Consider the following 15842-nt stretch of genomic DNA (forward strand, 5'->3'; position numbering starts at 1 on the left):
AGGGCGAGCATGCGTGGGACGGGGCGCTGAGGCCGAGCATGCGGCGCGCTGCAGGAGTTTTCGGCGCGCTGAGGGCTTTCGGTGCGCCGGGGACTTTCGGCGTGCTGACCAGATGTTTCGCCATGCTGAGTGGATCTTTCGCCGGGCTGAGGGGACCCCTTTCGGGCATGAGGGGAGCTTGCGGATGTTGGGTGAGCTTGCGTGGCCCGAGGCTGAGCCTGTCGGGTGCTGTGAGCAAGCTTGCGGACTGCCGAGCGCGGGTCTGCGCGGAGTTCCGAGAGCGAGCTGACGGGGGCCTGAGCGCGAACTTGCGGAATCATGAAAGTGGGCCCTGCGGAACGTTGGTGCGCGCTTGCGAGCCGTTGAATGTGGGGCTGCTGGGCGCTGAGGGCTACCTCGATAGGGCAGAGTCACGCCGCATACCGCCGCTTTCGTGTGGCCTGATCGACGATCGCCGCGGGTAGGCTCCCTCGCAGGTGTGCCGGGAAGTCTGGTCGGCAGTGGGTCGTTCCGTCCCGTTTCGCAACGGGTCGGGCCGCCTCGTACGAACCGTCCACTGCCGCTTCCCAGGAGACCCATGCCGCGTCGTGTCGCTGCCCGATGGCCGTTCCAACCGACCGCCAGATACAGTCGCAATCTCGCCGAGGCACTACGTACCGAGACCATCGGTGGCGTCATCATGCTGGCGGCCACGATCGTCGCACTCGTCTTGGCCAACACGCCATGGTCTCGCTTCTACGACGATCTGCGGACGTACGAGATCAGCCCGTCCTGGCTCGGCCTCGACCACATGGACCTCCAGCATTGGGCGTCCAGCGGCCTTTTGGCGATCTTCTTCTTCATCGCGGGCCTCGAACTGCGCGAGGAGCTCACCCACGGCGAACTGCGCGATCCGCGAGACGCCGCGCTGCCGGTGATCGCGGCGGTCGGCGGAGTAGCGGTGCCTGCGTTGGTCTTCCTGGCGATCAGTGCGGGTGAGCCGGGTGCGGGGCGCGGGTGGGCCGTGCCGACGGCCACCGACATCGCGTTCGCGCTGGCCGTGCTGGCGGTGACGTTCACGCAATGCCCGGCACCGTTGCGCGCGTTCCTGCTGACGCTCGCGGTCGTGGACGACCTCATCGCGATCACGATCATCGCGGTCTTCTACACCGACAGGCTCGCGTTGGCGCCGCTGGTGACCAGCGCGCTGCTGATCGCGGTGTACGGGGCGGCGCAGGCGAAGGGGCTCCGCTCACCCTGGATGTACGTGCCGATCGCCGTTCTCGCCTGGTACTTCATGCAGCGGAGCGGTGTCCACGCCACCGTGGCCGGAGTGGCCCTCGGCATGCTTACCAGCAGCCGCGAGACCCCGGACGGCCAGCCCACCAACGCCGAGCGAGCGGATCACGTGCTGCGGCCGTTTTCGGCCGGGTTCTGCGTGCCGGTGTTCGCGTTCCTGTCGGCCGGCGTCGCACTGGGCGGCTCCGCGCTGGGGGACGTTTTCGGGGATCGGGTGGCCCTCGGTGTAATCGCCGGGCTGGTGATCGGTAAGTTCGTGGGAGTCTTCGGCGGGGCGTGGATGGCCGTACGGCTCGGACTCGCCACACTCGGGGACTCGCTGTACTGGCGGGAGATCGCGGGAGTGGCCCTGTTGGCCGGTGTCGGCTTCACCGTTTCACTGCTGATCGGCGGTTTGGCCTATCCCGACCCGGCACAATTCGAGAGAGTGACAACAGCGGTCCTGATCGCGAGCCTGCTCGCGTCAGCGGCCGCCAGCTTGGTTTTCCGGCACCGGGTCCGGCAGCGCGCGCGTTCGGTGGTCTCCGACGAGGGCGGATGACCCCCGGCCAGGGCGGACCGATCCGGGCAGGGCGGACCGACCTCGACCAGGGTGAACCCACCCGGGCAGGGCGGCCCACCCCGGCAGGGGCGGAGCGATCCCAGGCCAAGGCGGACCGGCCTCTGGGCAGGCGGACCGACCCCGGCGGGGGAGAGCCCACCCGGTTAGGGCGGGCCGACCTCGGCGAGGGCGGACCAGCCCCGGCTTGGCGGACCGACCGCAGGGCCAGGGCGGACCAGCCGCGGCACGGCGGACCGACCGTCAGGCCGGGGCGGACCAGCCCAGACCACGGCGGACGACCGCCGGGCCAGGGCGGACCCCGCCTCAGGCTAGGGGCGGACCCCGCCTCAGGCCAGGTGCGCATCCCGCCTCGGGCCGGGGCGGACCCGCCTCGGGCCAGGGGTGGGCCCACCTGGCCAAGGGTGGACGACCCCCGGCCTGCATGTCGGAACGCCCGGCTGTCAGGCTGTGGCCGCCCCCACGACCGGTGGCCCCGGCAGGATCGGTGGCCCCATGAGACTGTGGGCCCCCGCAACCGGAGGCCCGCACCGGGGCCTGGAAGGAGAGAGCGACATGACCGAGGCACTGCCGGGCGAGCGCATCGAGGAAAAATCCCTCGGTGAGCTGGTCGCACTGGCGTCGAGCAACGTCTCCAATCTGGTCAGGGCGGAGATGGACCTGGCCAAGATGGAGCTCAAGGGCGATGCCAAGAAGGCCGCGCTGGGCAGTGTGATGTTCGCCATCGCCGGGCTCTGTGGCGGCATGATCGTGATCCTGCTGTCGATCGCGCTGGCGTACGGCCTGGTCGCGCTCGGCATCTGGCACTGGGCCGCGTTCCTCATCGTGGCGGCGGTGTACGCAGTGCTGGCGGCGGTCCTGATCGGCATCGGCTACCTGCGGATGAAGAAGATCGATGGCGCCAAGCGCACCCGCCGCACGCTGAAGGACGATCTGACGATGTTGCGCAAGCGCGGTGATGACCGGGAACTCGGCCAAAAGGGCGCGGAGACTCCCGCCCTGACGGACTGACCGCGCATGGCCGCGCGCGACGACTCGGTCATCGAGATCGAGGGACCCTGGACCCACCGGGCGGTCAGCGCCGGCGGCACCCGCTTCCACGTGGCGGAGATGGGAGAGGGGCCGCTGGTGCTCCTCCTCCACGGCTTCCCCGAGTTCTGGTGGTCGTGGCACAACCAACTGGTGTCGCTGTCAGCCGCTGGCTACCGCGCGGCCGCCGTAGACCTGCGCGGGTACGGCGGCAGCGACAAACCACCGCGTGGCTACGACCTGGTCACCCTCGCCGGGGACGCCGCCGGTCTCGTGCGCGCGCTTGGAGAGGCCAACGCGATCATCGTCGGCCATGACCTGGGCGGCCTGTTGGCGTGGACAATGGCGGTCTACCACCCCAAGGTCGTACAGCGCCTGGCAATTGTCAGCGCCCCGCATCCCCTGCGGCTGCGGCAAGCCATACGGGCGGACGTCCGTGGACAGGCCTGGGCGACCCGGCACACGCTCGGATTCCAAGTCCCCATGTGGCCGGAACGTCGTCTCGTACGCGACAACGCCGCTCTCGTAGGCCGCCTCCTGCACGACTGGTCCCGGCCAGGGTGGCCCGACGAACGTACAGAACGGCTCGTACGGCGGGCAGTGCAGATCCCTGGGGTGGCCCACTGCGCCCTGGAATACCACCGGTGGCTCGTCCGCTCCCTCCCCCGCCCCGACGGGATCCGCTACACACGCCGGATGCGTACGCCCATCCAGGTGCCGACCCTGCAGCTGCACGGTGCGCTGGACCCCTGCACGCTCCCCAGCAGTGCCCAGGGCTCTGGCAGGTACGTCGCCGCCCCCTACCGCTGGAAGCTCATCGAAGGCACGGGCCACTTCCCGCACCAGGAACGCCCCCGTTCGTTCGACACCCAACTCCTCGGCTGGCTCAAGGACCCCGAACCCGACCACTAAACCCACAGCCCGACCACTAAAACCCCAGGCCCGACCGCTGACCCCCAGCCCGACTACTGAACCCCCATCCGACCGCTGAACCCCCAGCCTGGCCGCTGACCCCGCCTTGGCCACTGACCGCCCCGGCCGCTCACCCCGCCTGCCCACTGACCCCGCCCTGGCGGCTGACCGCCCGGCCACTGATCACCGCCCGGGCCACTGACCACCAGGCCGGTCGCTGCCCCCAGCCTGGCCGTTGAACACCCAGGTTGAACGGGGCGTACCGTGGGCCCATGCGGGACCGGGATGAGACAGGACGGGCACGGAACGCACGGCCACGGGATGCGTACGGCCGCCCATTGCCCCACGGAGCGCCTGGCGAGCCCACCATGCCCGACGATCTAGAGCTCCCTCCGCCAGAGGCTCTGGACGAAGCTCAGCGGCTTCTGGACGCCGATCGTCCCTTCCACGCCCACGAAGTCCTCGAAGCCGTCTGGAAGGCCGCACCAGACCCCGAACGCGAACTTTGGCGCGGTCTGGCCCAGGTCGCGGTCGGCATCACCCATCTCCGTCGCGGCAACCCCCGCGGCGCCAAGGCTCTCCTGTCCCGAGCAGCCGACCGTCTGGAACCGTACGCCGCACAACCGCCCTACGAGATCGACGCCCCAGGCATCATTCGCACTGCCCGCGCCCTAGCGGAGCGCCCCGAAGCCACCACGGATCCAATCCACCTGAACCTCACCCGTACCCGCGCCTAGTCGGAGCAGTTGCCGGTGGAGGCGGGGAGGGTGGCGGTGGCTCCGGCGCGGGCGTCGGCGGCCACCTCCTCCGCGGTGAGGGCGTAGCCGGTGGGGGTCTCGGTGTCGAGGGCGGCCGCGAAGATCACGCCGTAGACGGTGCCGTCCTTGGCGAGGAGGGGGCCGCCGGAGTTGCCAGGCTCGACCTTGCCGCGGATGGCGTAGATCTCACGGCTGACCTGGCCCGAGTGGTAGATGTCCTGGCCGCGTGCGGTCTGCCGGGCACGGATGCGGGCGGCGGTGGGGGTGAACGGGTGGTTCTTGGGGAAGCCGGCGATGATCGCGTCGTCCTGGTTGCGGGCGGGGCCGGAGAACTTCAGCGGACGGACGTCCAGTCCCGGCACGTGCAGCACGGCGATGTCGCGGCGCGGGTCGTACAGCACGACGCGTGCGTTCGACGCGCTCGCAGCGCCCAGCGGCCGTACCTGCGATTCGCCACGGGCACCGGCCACCACGTGCGCGTTGGTCATGACGCGTTCGGGCGCGTAGACGAAACCGGTGCCCTCGATGCGTCGCTGGCACTGCGGCGCGACACTGACGATCTTGACGATGCTGCGCTTGGCGTTCTGCAGTCCTGGTGTGTTGAGGAGCGAGTCGTCGGGCGGGGGCACGTCGGTGATCGCCTCGCCGCCGAGGCCGTTGAAGACCTGCGGGAAGCCGCTGTCCTCCTTGACGAACTTCTTGAACGACGAGAACCACGTCTGCGCCTGCTGCGGCATCATCGTGTCGACGCCCTTGATGATCGACGAGCTGCCGACCTGCGTTCGGACGGGCGAGAACGGCGACTGGGACACCAGGCTGCCGAAGAACCAGGCCACGAGCACCAGCGACAGGGCGCTCACCACGGCACCGCCCGCCGCGTCCACGGTACGGGCGTTGATGCCGGTCACCCGGTTGCGCAGCACGGCGCCGGCGGAGGAGGCGATGAGCTGCCCGAGGGTCGCCGCCAAGAAGGCGATCACGATGGCCAGCAGCGCCTGCTGAGCCGTTCCCTCCACCACCGCCTCTGCGATCGGCGGCGCCACCAGAACTCCGACCACGCCGCCGCCGACGAAGCCGACGAAGCTCAGCAGGCTCACGATGAAGCCCTGCCTGTAGCCAGAAACTGCGAACAGCACAATGAGCACAAGCAGGATCAGATCGAGAACGTGGTCGCCCAGCACGGCTTCACCGTATAGCGCCACGGCCGATGTTCACGTCCCCTCTGCGGACCAGTTTCACCGACCCGGCATACGCGCGGGGAACGACGCCACCCCACCGCCATACCCGCGAGAGCTGACGCCGCGGTGCCATGATCAGCCCCGAGCAGCGAGGTTGAGGACCTCGGGCGGCAGATCCTCGATGTGATCAGGATCCCACGGCCGGTCCCAGCCGCCGGCCTCCAGGATCTGGGTGAGCAGGCCCGCCGTGAACCCCCAGACGAGCATCCCGCGGGCCTTGAACGCCGGCCCCAGGGTCATTCCGGACGGATGCCGCACGGTCAGGCGGTTGGCCGGATCCACCAGCTCGGCGATCGGCACGCGGGCCACAGTGGCGACCTCGCCGGGGTGCCCAGGCGAGACCTCCGACGGTTCCCGCCACCAGGCGGCCACCGGCGTGACCCGGTAGTCGCTGCGTGACAGGTAGAGCTCCGGCAGTACGGCGAGGACGTCGCATCCGGTAGCCCGGACGCCGGCCTCCTCCCAGGCCTCACGCAGGGCCGCGCCCACCGGCCCGTCGTCCTCGGGATCGATCCGGCCGCCTGGGAAGGCGGGCTGGCCGGCGTGCTTGTTGAGCGTGGCGGCCCGTTCGGTCAGCAGGATGTCCGGCCCGTCGGGCCCCTCACCAAAGAGGATCAGGACGGCTGCGGGACGCGCGTTCCGCGTAGGGCGCAGGAACGGCGGAACCGTCATCTGCGGCGCCGCAGCGATGAAGTCGTTGAGCCACTCGGGACACGAGGCCGCCTTTTCCGTCACGCCACTCCCAACCCGATCACGTCCTCGATCCTTCCCATTCCCGTCGTCGAGCCTTCTCGTCCCCGCGGCCAAGGCCCACCCGACTGACCCTCGTCCTTCGCCGCGGGGCGAGAATCAGTTGGGTGGGCCGTTCTTGACCAGCTTGCGGGCGGTCTCTTCGTCGACGGGGCCCTCGCCGAAGGACGGGCAGAGCCGCGCCAGCGGGCAGACACCGCAGGCGGGACGGCGCGAATGGCACATTCGGCGGCCATGCCAGATGAGCCGGTGGGACAAGATCGTCCAGTCCTTGCGCGGGATGAGCTCGCCCACCTCGTGCTCGACCTTGATCGGGTCGGTCTCGGTCGACCAGCCGAACCGGCGCACCAGGCGGCCGAAATGGGTGTCGACGGTGATCCCCGGAACGTCGAAGGCATTGCCCAGCACGACATTGGCGGTCTTGCGGCCGACGCCAGGCAGGGTGACCAGCTCGTCCATGGTCCGGGGGACCTCGCCGCCGAAGTTGTCACGCAGCGCGCTCGACAGCCCCAGCAGGGACTTGGCCTTGTTGCGGTAGAACCCCGTCGGCTTGATCAACGTCTCGAGCTCTTCGGGGTTGGCGGCCGCCATCTCCGCAGCATCCGGGTACTTGGCGAAGAGCGCAGGAGTCGTCAGGTTGACCCGTACATCCGTGGTCTGCGCCGACAGCACGGTCGCCACCAGCAGCTGGAACGCGTTCTGGAAATCCAGCTCGCAGTGGGCGTCCGGGTAGGTCTCGGCCAGGATCCGGTTCATCCGCCGAGCCCGGCGGACGAGCGCGAGCCTGGATTCGGGGGCCTTGGAGCGTGGCCGGGGGCTCTTCGCACCCGCCTCAGTCGTCGCCATACCCGCAAGGGTAGAGCGCCGAGCGGGAAGGTGCGGTTCACTGGCCGGACAGGCCGATGACCAGGTTCCTGTCCGTCCGATAAGGGACGGAGAGATCCGATGTGACGGCCTTCACCCAATGGTCCGTACACTGGTCAGGCAGAACTTCGGTGACCAGCAGGTCAAACGAAACCGCGGGACGGATCGGCGGCGACCCGCCCGGGGGCCGGTGAACTCGTCCGGACGCGGTCTCGTACGGGCCTGGTGGCTCGCCGGAGCGAGGCGGGATCACCGTTTCGAGGCATGAGGACGAGGCAAGCGCACGTCCTCGGTTTCGGCGCGCCGCGACCCCCGCCTTCACGTACGCGGTGGGACGTACGTCACACTAGTCATGTAGGTGTTCGAGGAGGAGAAGCGTGACCGACCGCGACGTGGACGTTCTGAGCAGAGCTCCGCTCTTCGAGGCCCTCGACGAGCAGGGGGCCAAGGCGCTGCGCGCCAACGTGACCGAGGTGCGACTGGCCCGCGGTCAGACGCTCTTCAACGAGGGTGAGACGGGCGACCGCCTGTACGTCGTCCTCGAGGGCAAGATCAAGCTGACCAGGACCGCGCCGGACGGCCGCGAGAACCTGCTGAGCGTGCTGGGCCCGAGCGAGATGTTCGGCGAGCTCTCGCTGTTCGACCCGCGCCCCCGCACGGCCAGCGCGATCGCCGTCACCGAGTGCCGCCTGGCCGGACTGGGTCACGATGACCTGCGGCCTTGGCTGACCGGGCACCCGGAGGTCGGCGTGCAGCTGCTGCGCGCCCTGGCCCAGCGGCTGCGCAAGACCAACGACATCATGGCCGACCTTGTCTTCACCGACGTGCCGGGCCGTGTGGCCAAGGCCCTGCTGGACCTGGCGGAGCGTTTCGGCCAGCCGTCCGAGAACGGACTGCACGTTCACCACGACCTCACGCAGGAGGAGCTGGCCCAGCTGGTCGGCGCCTCGCGCGAGACCGTCAACAAGGCCCTGGCCGACTTCGCCCAGCGCAACTGGCTGCGCATCGAGGCCCGCGCCGTCGTCATCCTCGACATCGACCGCCTCCGCAAGCGCTCCAAGTAGGCCGCAGGCACGGCACAGGCCTTAACGCAGCGCGCGGCGCCACCGTCCCAGGACGCCGCGCGCCACCGCCTCCGACTGATCCGCGCCCAGCCCCCTCGGAACACGCCCGGCCGTCCCGTCCGTGCCCGGTGATCAGGGCTGCACCCGGCCGTCCAGCCCGCGCCCGACGGTCGGGAGTGCGCCCGCCGTCCCGTCCGCGCCCGGTGATCGGGGATCACGCCCCGGCCGTCTAGCCCACGCCAGGCCGTTTGGGGTGCGCCCGGCCGTCCCGTCCGTCACCGGTGGTCGGGGATCACGTCCGGCCGTCCAGTCCGCGCGCGGCGGCTGGGGGTGCGCCCGGCCGTCCGGTCCGCGCCACCGCCTTCGACCACCTCGCCTCGCGATGCCTGGACAGGCGATGGGATCAGAGTGCGCCGCGCTCGTTCAGGTAGTCCAGTTGGGATTGCACCGACCACTCGGCGGCGGGCCACAGGGACTTGTCCACGTCCGCGTACACCACCTCGACCACCTCCCGGGCCGTACGGGCGCCGGCCTTCACGGCGGCTTCCACTTGGGCGAGGCGTTCGCGGCGGTGGTTGATGTAGTGGTCGAGGGCGGCGATCGGGTCGTCCAGCTTGGGGCCGTGACCCGGCAGGATGGTGGCCGCTCCGGCTTCCTCGGAGAACTTCCGCAGCCGGTCGAGAGAGCTCAAGTAGTCACCCAGCTTCCCTTCCACCACGGTCGTCCCGTACCCGAGGACGGTGTCGCCCGTGAGCACCGCACCATCGGCCGGGATCCAGAACGTGAGCGAGTCGTTCGAGTGTCCCGGGGTCTCCATGACCCGCAACTCCAGACCACCCGTGGTGACGACGTCCCCTTCGACCAGGCCCTCATCCCCGAGGCGATGACGGGGGTCCATGGCCCGTACGGGCACCGCCGGGCCCGCGAGTTCGGCGAACTTCTTGGCACCCGCCGAGTGATCCGGATGACCGTGGGTCAGGAGAACGAGGCCGACCCGCCTGCCCTGACCGGTGACGATGTCCGCGACCCGGCTCAGGTGCTTGCCGTCCTTCGGGCCAGGGTCGATGACGACGACCTCGTCCGCCCCGGGTTCGCCAATGATCCAGGTATTGGTGCCGTCGAGGGTCATCGCGGACGGGTTGGGCGCCAGTACGCAGGTCGCCCGTTCCGTCCCCATCCCGTCGATCTCGCTCATCTCACCCATCTTGCCCGAGCGCCGATCGGGGTGATCGACCGGATTCCACCCGAGGCGGTCGAGGTGCCGCAGTGCCGACGTGCCGCTGAGCCGGTACATGGCGGCCTGCCAGAGCGGCGTCTTGTACCTCGCCAGCCGCCGCGGAAGCATCTCGCTAGCCCTCCGGGTAGTACTGGGCCGCGCCGGGCGGGAGAACGAGGTACGCCTCGCCGTCGATGATCTCTGCCGTGGGCTCGTGCATGACGATCTCCCGTGTGGCGGCGAGCACGTCCGCGACCGTGTCGTACGCGGCGAGCTCGGACAGCGTGGCGAGCGTGGGCGGCAGCATGAACCACTCGCCCTTGCGAGCCCGCTCGGCAGCCTCGCCCGGACGCACCCAGGCGACACGGTCGGCCTCGGTGCTGACGTCACGGGCACGTTGACCAGCCGGCATGGCCGCCACGAAGAACCGCGTGTCGTACCGCTTCGGCTCGATCGCCGGGGTGATCCAGTGCGCCCAGGGCCGGAGCAGGTCCGAGCGGAGAACGAGCCCGCGCCGATCCAGGAACTCCCGGAACGAGACGGAACGGTCCAGCAGTGCCTGGCGGTCGACCTCCCAGTCGTCCCCACGCGTGTCGCCCACGACAGAGCCCTCGGTCGGCCCCGCGAGCAGGACGAGCGTCTCCTCGAACGTCTCGCGCACGGCCGCGCAGACCAGCTCGCGCGCCAGCGTCTCGTCCGCCTTGAACGCCGCCCCCCACTCGGCGGGCGAGGGCCCCGACCACGCGATCGTGTCGTCGCCGTCGCGCGGGTCGACGGAGCCGCCGGGGAAGACGTAGGCGCCGGGCGCGAACGCCATCGACGACACGCGCCTCAGCATGAACGCCTGAAGCCCGTGCACGGGATGGTCCCGCAGCACGACGACGGTGGCGGCATGGCGCGGGGGCACGGGCTGGATGCTGCCGTCCAAGATGCCTTGGATCTGTTCCCGGAACTCCTCCGGCAGTTTCAACCCGTTCACCGTAGTCCGACCAAACGCTCGTTCCTCATGGCGGCCAATTCGGACATACCGAATGCCATTCCGTCAAGGCCCGGTACTGACGTGATCAGCACCGGGCCGCCGAGTTGGGCGGCCTCGATCGTCGAGTCCGCCAACCGGTCTGCGGAGTCCGCCAACCGATCCGTCGAGCCCGGCAATCAGTCCGTCGCGCCCGATGACCGATCCGTCGAGCCCGCAGATCGGTCCATCGAGTCCGGCGACCGATCCGTCGAGCCCGCAGATCAGTCCATCGAGTCCGATGACCGATCCGTCGAGCCCGGCGACCGATCCGTCGAGCCCGGCGACCGATCCGTCGAGCCCGGCGACCGATCCGTCGGGCTCGCCGACCGATCCGCCGAGCCGGGCGCCCGGTCCGTCGCCCACCGGCTGGACATCGTCCGGTTCTCAGGCGACCTCTGCGATGACCTCGACCTCGACCGGGGCGTTGCGCGGCAGCACGCCGACGCCCACCGCGCTGCGGGCGTGACGGCCCGCGTCGCCGAAGACCTCGCCGAGCAGATCGCTGGCGCCGTTCAGCACCTGCGGCTGGCCGTAGAAGTCCGGCGCGCTGGCCACGAAGCCAACGACCTTCACGATCCGCTTGACCTTGGCGAGGTCGCCGACCTCAGCCTTGATCGCCGCGATCGCGTTCAGCGCGCAGATCCGGGCCAGCTCGAACGCCTGTTCGGCCGTCACCTCGGCCCCGACCTTGCCGGTGACGGGCAGCTCACCCTTGACCATCGGGAGCTGCCCGGCCGTGTAGACAAGCGATCCGGTCCGCGCCGTCGGCATGTAGGACGCGAGCGGCGCGACGACCTCGGGCACTTCCAGACCGAGCTCGCGCAGGCGCTCCTCCGGCGTGCTCACCGTTACTGCTCCACTTCACGCTTGAAGTAGGCCACCAGGTTCTCCGGGTTCGGACCAGGGAGAACGGTGACGAGCTCCCACCCGTCCTGGCCCCAGTTGTCAAGGATCTGCTTCGTCGCGTGGACCAGCAGCGGCACGGTCGCATATTCAAAGCGCTTCATGCCCCTGAGCCTAGCGACCAGGCACGTCCGACCGGGCCCACGCACCACCGTGAGCACACGTTCCGCGCGTTACTCAACCGCGTCCATGCACAGTTCGCGAAACGTCAACGGAAGAGTCCCGGGCGACATCCGGGCGCAGAGTCAGGGACACCGACTTGAACAACAGCAAGAACGCCTGTGCCAAGGTGCCGCATACCCCGCCCCCGTCGGACGGCGTACGGGCCCGTGTGCGACGGCAAGCAAACATCTAATCCACCAGACGCGAACGCCCGTTCTCCGAACAAAACCGGAGAACGGGCGTTGCGCATTTCGTTAAACGTCTCCAGCCTCCCGTGCGGGGCACTCCACAGAACCGCTCCAGCTCAGCTCAGGCCCGGCCACGCCAGGCCACACCACGCAGGCCCGGCCACGCAGGCCCGGCCCACGCCAGCCCGGCCGCGCAGGCCCGGCCCACGCCAGCCCGGCCACGCAGGCCGGGCCAGGTCGAGCCAGCTCAGGTTGCGGTGTCTCGGCGGGTCGGGGTGGGCTCTTCAGTGAGAGGGTCCTGAGCGGCCCCGGCTTGGCCAGCGGCCTCCGCTTGGCGGGCGGCGTCGGCTTGGCCAGCGGCCTCGGCTTGGCGGGCGGCTTCGATGCCGGGAGTCTCGGCGTCAGAGGCTGCTCCGACCTGCGGGCTTTGCTTCTTGGGCTCGTCCAGTCCGAGTACGGGTGGGACTTCGCCGGCGCCTTCGAGAGGCGGGGACTGCTCTGCGGCCTTGGCCAGCTCCTGCTCAGCCTTGGCGAGGCGTTCGCCCAGACCGGGCTTGTCCGGGGCCTGGGCCGTCTGGTCAGTGCCGACTCCACCGGCCATGCGGTCGAAGAAGCGCAGGATCTCGACAGGCAGGGGCATCACCAGTGTGCTGTTCTTCTCGGCCGAGACCTCGACGACGGTCTGGAGGAGGCGCAGCTGCAGGGCGGCGGGGTCCTGCGACATGATCTCGGCGGCGGCGGCCAGGCGCTTGGAGGCCTGGAACTCACCGTCGGCGGTGATGATGCGCGCGCGGCGTTCGCGTTCGGCCTCGGCTTGGCGGGCCATGGACCGCTTCATGCCCTCCGGCAAGGACACGTCCTTGATCTCGACACGTTCGATCCGGATGCCCCACGGCGCGTCGGTGATCTCGTCCATGATCGTGCGCAGCCGCATGTTGATCTTTTCTCGTTCGCCTAGGAGCTCCTGCATGTCGGTCTGGCCGATGACCGAGCGCAGCGACGTCTGGCCGATCTGGGAGACCGCGTAGCCGTAGTTCTGGACGTTCACGATCGCCTTCACCGGATCGATCACCCGGAAATAGACCACGGCGTCGACGCGCACGCTCACGTTGTCCTGAGTGATGCCCTCCTGTGCCGGCACGTTCATGGTGATCGTCTGCCGGTTGACCTTCTGCATGCGTTCAACGATCGGCACGATGACGGTCAGACCTGGGGCCCGCACCGCGCCGGGCCTCAGCTGCTCACCTCGCCGCACCTGACCGAAGCGGAAAACGATTCCGTGTTCGTACTGCTGGACGACCTTGACCGACGCCGCAGCAGCGACCAGACCGAAAATCCCGAGGATGAGAAGGAGTGTGAGAAATACCGCCATGACGAGCACCTCCGCTCAGTGAGAACTCGAAGCTCATGAGTCGGACGTTCCGGCTCGCGAACCGGTTCACGTTTCCCAGCTAACCCCGTGGGCACGGCCGAATACAACGGCCTGGCGAGCGGATCTCATGACCCGGACGGCACCGTGTCAGGGATCACTTGCATGAGTGCGGGCGCCCTCTGAAGTCCTTGCCGAGCGAACGATATGGTCGATTGGGTGAGCGCGAAAGACACCGATTGGGACGGCGTACGTCTCCACGTCGTCACCGGTAAGGGTGGCACGGGCAAGACGACCGTCGCGGCCGCCCTGGCCCTGGCGCTGGCCGCCGGGGGACGCAAGGTGCTGCTGGTGGAGGTCGAGGGCCGGCAGGGCATCGCCCAGCTGTTCGACTGCCCGCCGCTGCCGTACGAGGAGCGCAAGGTCGCCGTCGCCCCGGAGGGCGGCGAGGTGTACGCGCTCGCGATCGACACCGAAGAGGCGCTCATCGAGTACCTCGAGATGTTCTACAACCTCAAGCGGGCCGGCAAGGCGATGTCCAAGCTGGGCCTGGTCGACTTCGTGACCACGATCGCCCCCGGGTTGCGCGACGTGATCCTCACTGGCAAGACGAGTGAGTCCGTTCGGCGCAGGGAGAAGAACGGCTCGTTCGTGTACGACGCGGTCGTGATGGACGCGCCGCCGACCGGGCGGATCACCAAGTTCCTGAACGTGAACGACGAGGTCTCGGGCCTGGCCAAGGTCGGGCCCGTCCGCAACCACGCCGACACCGTCATGAAGGTCGTGCGCAGCCCCGAGACCGCTGTGCACTTCGTCACCCTGCTGGAGGAGATGCCGGTCCAGGAGACCATGGACGGCATCCACGACCTCACCGAGGTCGGCCTCCCGGTCGGCGGTGTGATCGTCAACATGGAGCATCCGCCGGTGCTGGGCGCCGACGAGCTGGCGGCCGCCGCCGCGGGCACGCTCGACCAGGAGGAGATTGTCCGGGGGCTCAAGGCAGCCGGGTTGGAACGCGACGCGGAGCCCATTGCGGCCGAGCTCATCCGCGAGGCCACCGAGCACGCCCAGCGCACCGCGCTGCAGAAGCGCGAAAAGGAACGCCTTGAGGGCATCGACCGGCCGCGTTACGTGCTGCCGCTGCTGCCCGACGGCATGGACCGGGCCGGGCTGTACGACCTGGCGGAGGCACTTCGCAAGCAGGGAGCCGCCTGAGATGAGCCCGGCCAACGGAGCCGCCCGGACTGGCCCGACCAACGGAGCCACCTGGACAAGCCCGCCGGATCGAGCCGCCTGGACTGGCCCGCTCGACGGAGCCACCTTGATCAGCCCGACCGACGGAGCCGCGTGAGATGAGCCCCTCCGACAAGACCCCGCCGTCGCTGGACGTCGACGCCCTGCTCGACGACCCCCGCACGAAGATCATCGTGTGCTGCGGCTCCGGCGGCGTGGGCAAGACCACCACCGCCGCCGCGCTGGGCGTACGGGCCGCCGAACGCGGCCGCGACGTCGTCGTGCTGACCGTCGACCCGGCCCGCCGGCTGGCACAGTCGATGGGCCTGTCCGAGCTCGACAACAGCCCGCGCAAGATCGAGATCGAGGGCGACGGCGAGCTGCACGCCATGATGCTCGACATGAAGCGCACCTTCGACGAGATCGTGGAGGCGCACTCCGACCCCGACCGGGCGAAGACCCTCCTGGCCAACCCGTTCTACCAGTCGCTCTCCTCGTCCCTGTCGGGCACGCAGGAGTACATGGCGATGGAGAAGCTCGGCCAGCTGCACCGCTCGGGCGCCTGGGACCTGATCATCGTCGACACCCCGCCGTCCCGGAACGCGCTGGACTTCCTGGACGCCCCCGAACGCATGGGCCGCTTTCTCGACGGCCGCTTCATGAAGATCCTCGCCGCCCCGGCCAAGACGGGCGGCCGCTTCGGCGTCAAGGTGATCAGCGCCGGCTTCGGCATGTTCACCGGCGTGATCAACAAGGTGCTCGGCGTTCAGCTCCTGCGCGACGTCCAGACCTTCGTCGCCGCGTTCGACACGATGTTCGGCGGCTTCCGCGAACGCGCAGAGAAGACCTTCAAGCTCCTCCAGACGCCGGGCACCGCGTTCCTGGTGGTCGCGGCCCCCGAGCCCGACGCCCTCCGCGAGGCCTCCTACTTCGTCGAACGCCTCGCCGAAGAACGCATGCCGCTGGCAGGCCTGGTCGTCAACCGCGTCCACGAGTCGCCCGCCGACAGCCTGTCGGCCGCCCGCAGCCAGGCCGCCGCCGAAAACCTGGAGGAACGCGGCGACCACCAGCTCACCGCCGCGCTTCTCCGTCTGCACACCGATCGCATGCAGCTGGCGGCCCGCGAGGAACGCCTGCGCGAGCGCTTCGCCTCGACCCATCCCACGGTCCCGGTCACCGCCGTCCCAGCCCAGGCCGAAGACGTCCACGACCTCGAAGGCCTCCGCCGCGTGGGCAACGATCTGACCCGCCCAGCCGCCTGACCCGCCAGCGCACCCCAGCCGACCGCCGCCTGACACGCA

Annotated in this window: 16 protein-coding genes; 7 read left to right on the top strand and 9 right to left on the bottom strand. The window is 69.6% G+C overall.

Features of this window, described 5'->3' with window-relative positions; translation table 11 throughout:
- Nucleotides 1-577 precede the first annotated feature (577 nt).
- From nhaA to F8566_RS08865, 4 genes are all read left to right on the top strand, one after another.
- Entirely contained in the window at nt 578-1819 is a 1242-nt protein-coding gene (nhaA, locus tag F8566_RS08850; protein WP_151559434.1) for a Na+/H+ antiporter NhaA, read from the top strand.
- 573 nt (nt 1820-2392) lie between these two features.
- A complete protein-coding gene (locus tag F8566_RS08855) occupies nt 2393-2848 on the top strand; it encodes a phage holin family protein (RefSeq protein WP_151559435.1) in 456 nt (151 codons plus the stop codon).
- A gap of 6 nt (nt 2849-2854) precedes the next feature.
- Complete coding sequence (locus tag F8566_RS08860) at nt 2855-3778, top strand: alpha/beta fold hydrolase (RefSeq protein ID WP_151559436.1); 924 nt, start codon at nt 2855-2857, stop codon at nt 3776-3778.
- A 368-nt stretch (nt 3779-4146) separates the two neighbouring features.
- Nucleotides 4147-4515 carry a DUF309 domain-containing protein gene (locus F8566_RS08865; protein ID WP_225992974.1) on the top strand — a complete coding sequence of 123 codons (369 nt, stop codon included), beginning with the start codon at nt 4147-4149 and terminating at the stop codon, nt 4513-4515.
- Here F8566_RS08865 and F8566_RS08870 read toward each other — a convergent pair.
- The 3 genes from F8566_RS08870 to nth all read right to left on the bottom strand — a co-directional run bounded on the left by F8566_RS08870 (nt 4512) and on the right by nth (nt 7370).
- Nucleotides 4512-5717: a MarP family serine protease gene (locus F8566_RS08870; RefSeq protein ID WP_192809583.1), complete on the bottom strand. Its 1206-nt coding sequence runs from the start codon at nt 5715-5717 to the stop codon at nt 4512-4514. The two genes, F8566_RS08865 and F8566_RS08870, sit on opposite strands and share 4 nt — an antisense overlap.
- 132 nt (nt 5718-5849) lie before the next feature.
- Nucleotides 5850-6446, bottom strand: a complete 597-nt coding sequence (locus F8566_RS08875; RefSeq protein WP_151559540.1) for an NUDIX hydrolase — start codon at nt 6444-6446, stop codon at nt 5850-5852.
- Between the two features lie 177 nt (nt 6447-6623).
- Nucleotides 6624-7370 carry an endonuclease III gene (nth, locus tag F8566_RS08880; protein ID WP_151559438.1) on the bottom strand — a complete coding sequence of 249 codons (747 nt, stop codon included), beginning with the start codon at nt 7368-7370 and terminating at the stop codon, nt 6624-6626.
- Nucleotides 7371-7765: 395 nt separating this feature from the next.
- On the opposite strand from nth, the gene F8566_RS08885 reads away from it, so the two are divergent.
- Nucleotides 7766-8452: a Crp/Fnr family transcriptional regulator gene (locus tag F8566_RS08885; RefSeq protein ID WP_151559439.1), complete on the top strand. Its 687-nt coding sequence runs from the start codon at nt 7766-7768 to the stop codon at nt 8450-8452.
- A gap of 403 nt (nt 8453-8855) precedes the next feature.
- On the opposite strand, the gene F8566_RS08890 is transcribed toward F8566_RS08885, so the two are convergent.
- From F8566_RS08890 to F8566_RS08915, 6 genes are all read right to left on the bottom strand, one after another.
- A complete protein-coding gene (locus F8566_RS08890) occupies nt 8856-9797 on the bottom strand; it encodes an MBL fold metallo-hydrolase (RefSeq protein ID WP_225992975.1) in 942 nt (313 codons plus the stop codon).
- Nucleotides 9798-9801: 4 nt separating this feature from the next.
- Nucleotides 9802-10638 carry an NUDIX hydrolase gene (locus tag F8566_RS08895; RefSeq protein WP_404800279.1) on the bottom strand — a complete coding sequence of 279 codons (837 nt, stop codon included), beginning with the start codon at nt 10636-10638 and terminating at the stop codon, nt 9802-9804.
- Nucleotides 10639-10710: 72 nt separating this feature from the next.
- Nucleotides 10711-11049, bottom strand: coding sequence for a hypothetical protein (locus F8566_RS08900; protein ID WP_151559440.1), 339 nt, complete (start codon nt 11047-11049; stop codon nt 10711-10713).
- Nucleotides 11050-11070: 21 nt separating this feature from the next.
- Nucleotides 11071-11532, bottom strand: coding sequence for a RidA family protein (locus F8566_RS08905; protein WP_151559441.1), 462 nt, complete (start codon nt 11530-11532; stop codon nt 11071-11073).
- Nucleotides 11533-11534: 2 nt separating this feature from the next.
- Complete coding sequence (locus F8566_RS08910; protein WP_151559442.1) at nt 11535-11693, bottom strand: DUF4177 domain-containing protein; 159 nt, start codon at nt 11691-11693, stop codon at nt 11535-11537.
- A gap of 493 nt (nt 11694-12186) precedes the next feature.
- Nucleotides 12187-13311: a slipin family protein gene (locus tag F8566_RS08915; protein WP_151559443.1), complete on the bottom strand. Its 1125-nt coding sequence runs from the start codon at nt 13309-13311 to the stop codon at nt 12187-12189.
- A gap of 216 nt (nt 13312-13527) precedes the next feature.
- On the opposite strand from F8566_RS08915, the gene F8566_RS08920 reads away from it, so the two are divergent.
- Nucleotides 13528-14523, top strand: a complete 996-nt coding sequence (locus F8566_RS08920) for an ArsA-related P-loop ATPase (protein ID WP_225992977.1) — start codon at nt 13528-13530, stop codon at nt 14521-14523.
- Between the two features lie 137 nt (nt 14524-14660).
- Entirely contained in the window at nt 14661-15803 is a 1143-nt protein-coding gene (locus F8566_RS08925; RefSeq protein ID WP_151559445.1) for an ArsA family ATPase, read from the top strand.
- The last annotated feature ends 39 nt before the right edge of the window (nt 15804-15842 follow it).

The organism is Actinomadura rudentiformis (genome assembly GCF_008923185.1).
Lineage (GTDB): Bacteria > Actinomycetota > Actinomycetes > Streptosporangiales > Streptosporangiaceae > Spirillospora > Spirillospora rudentiformis.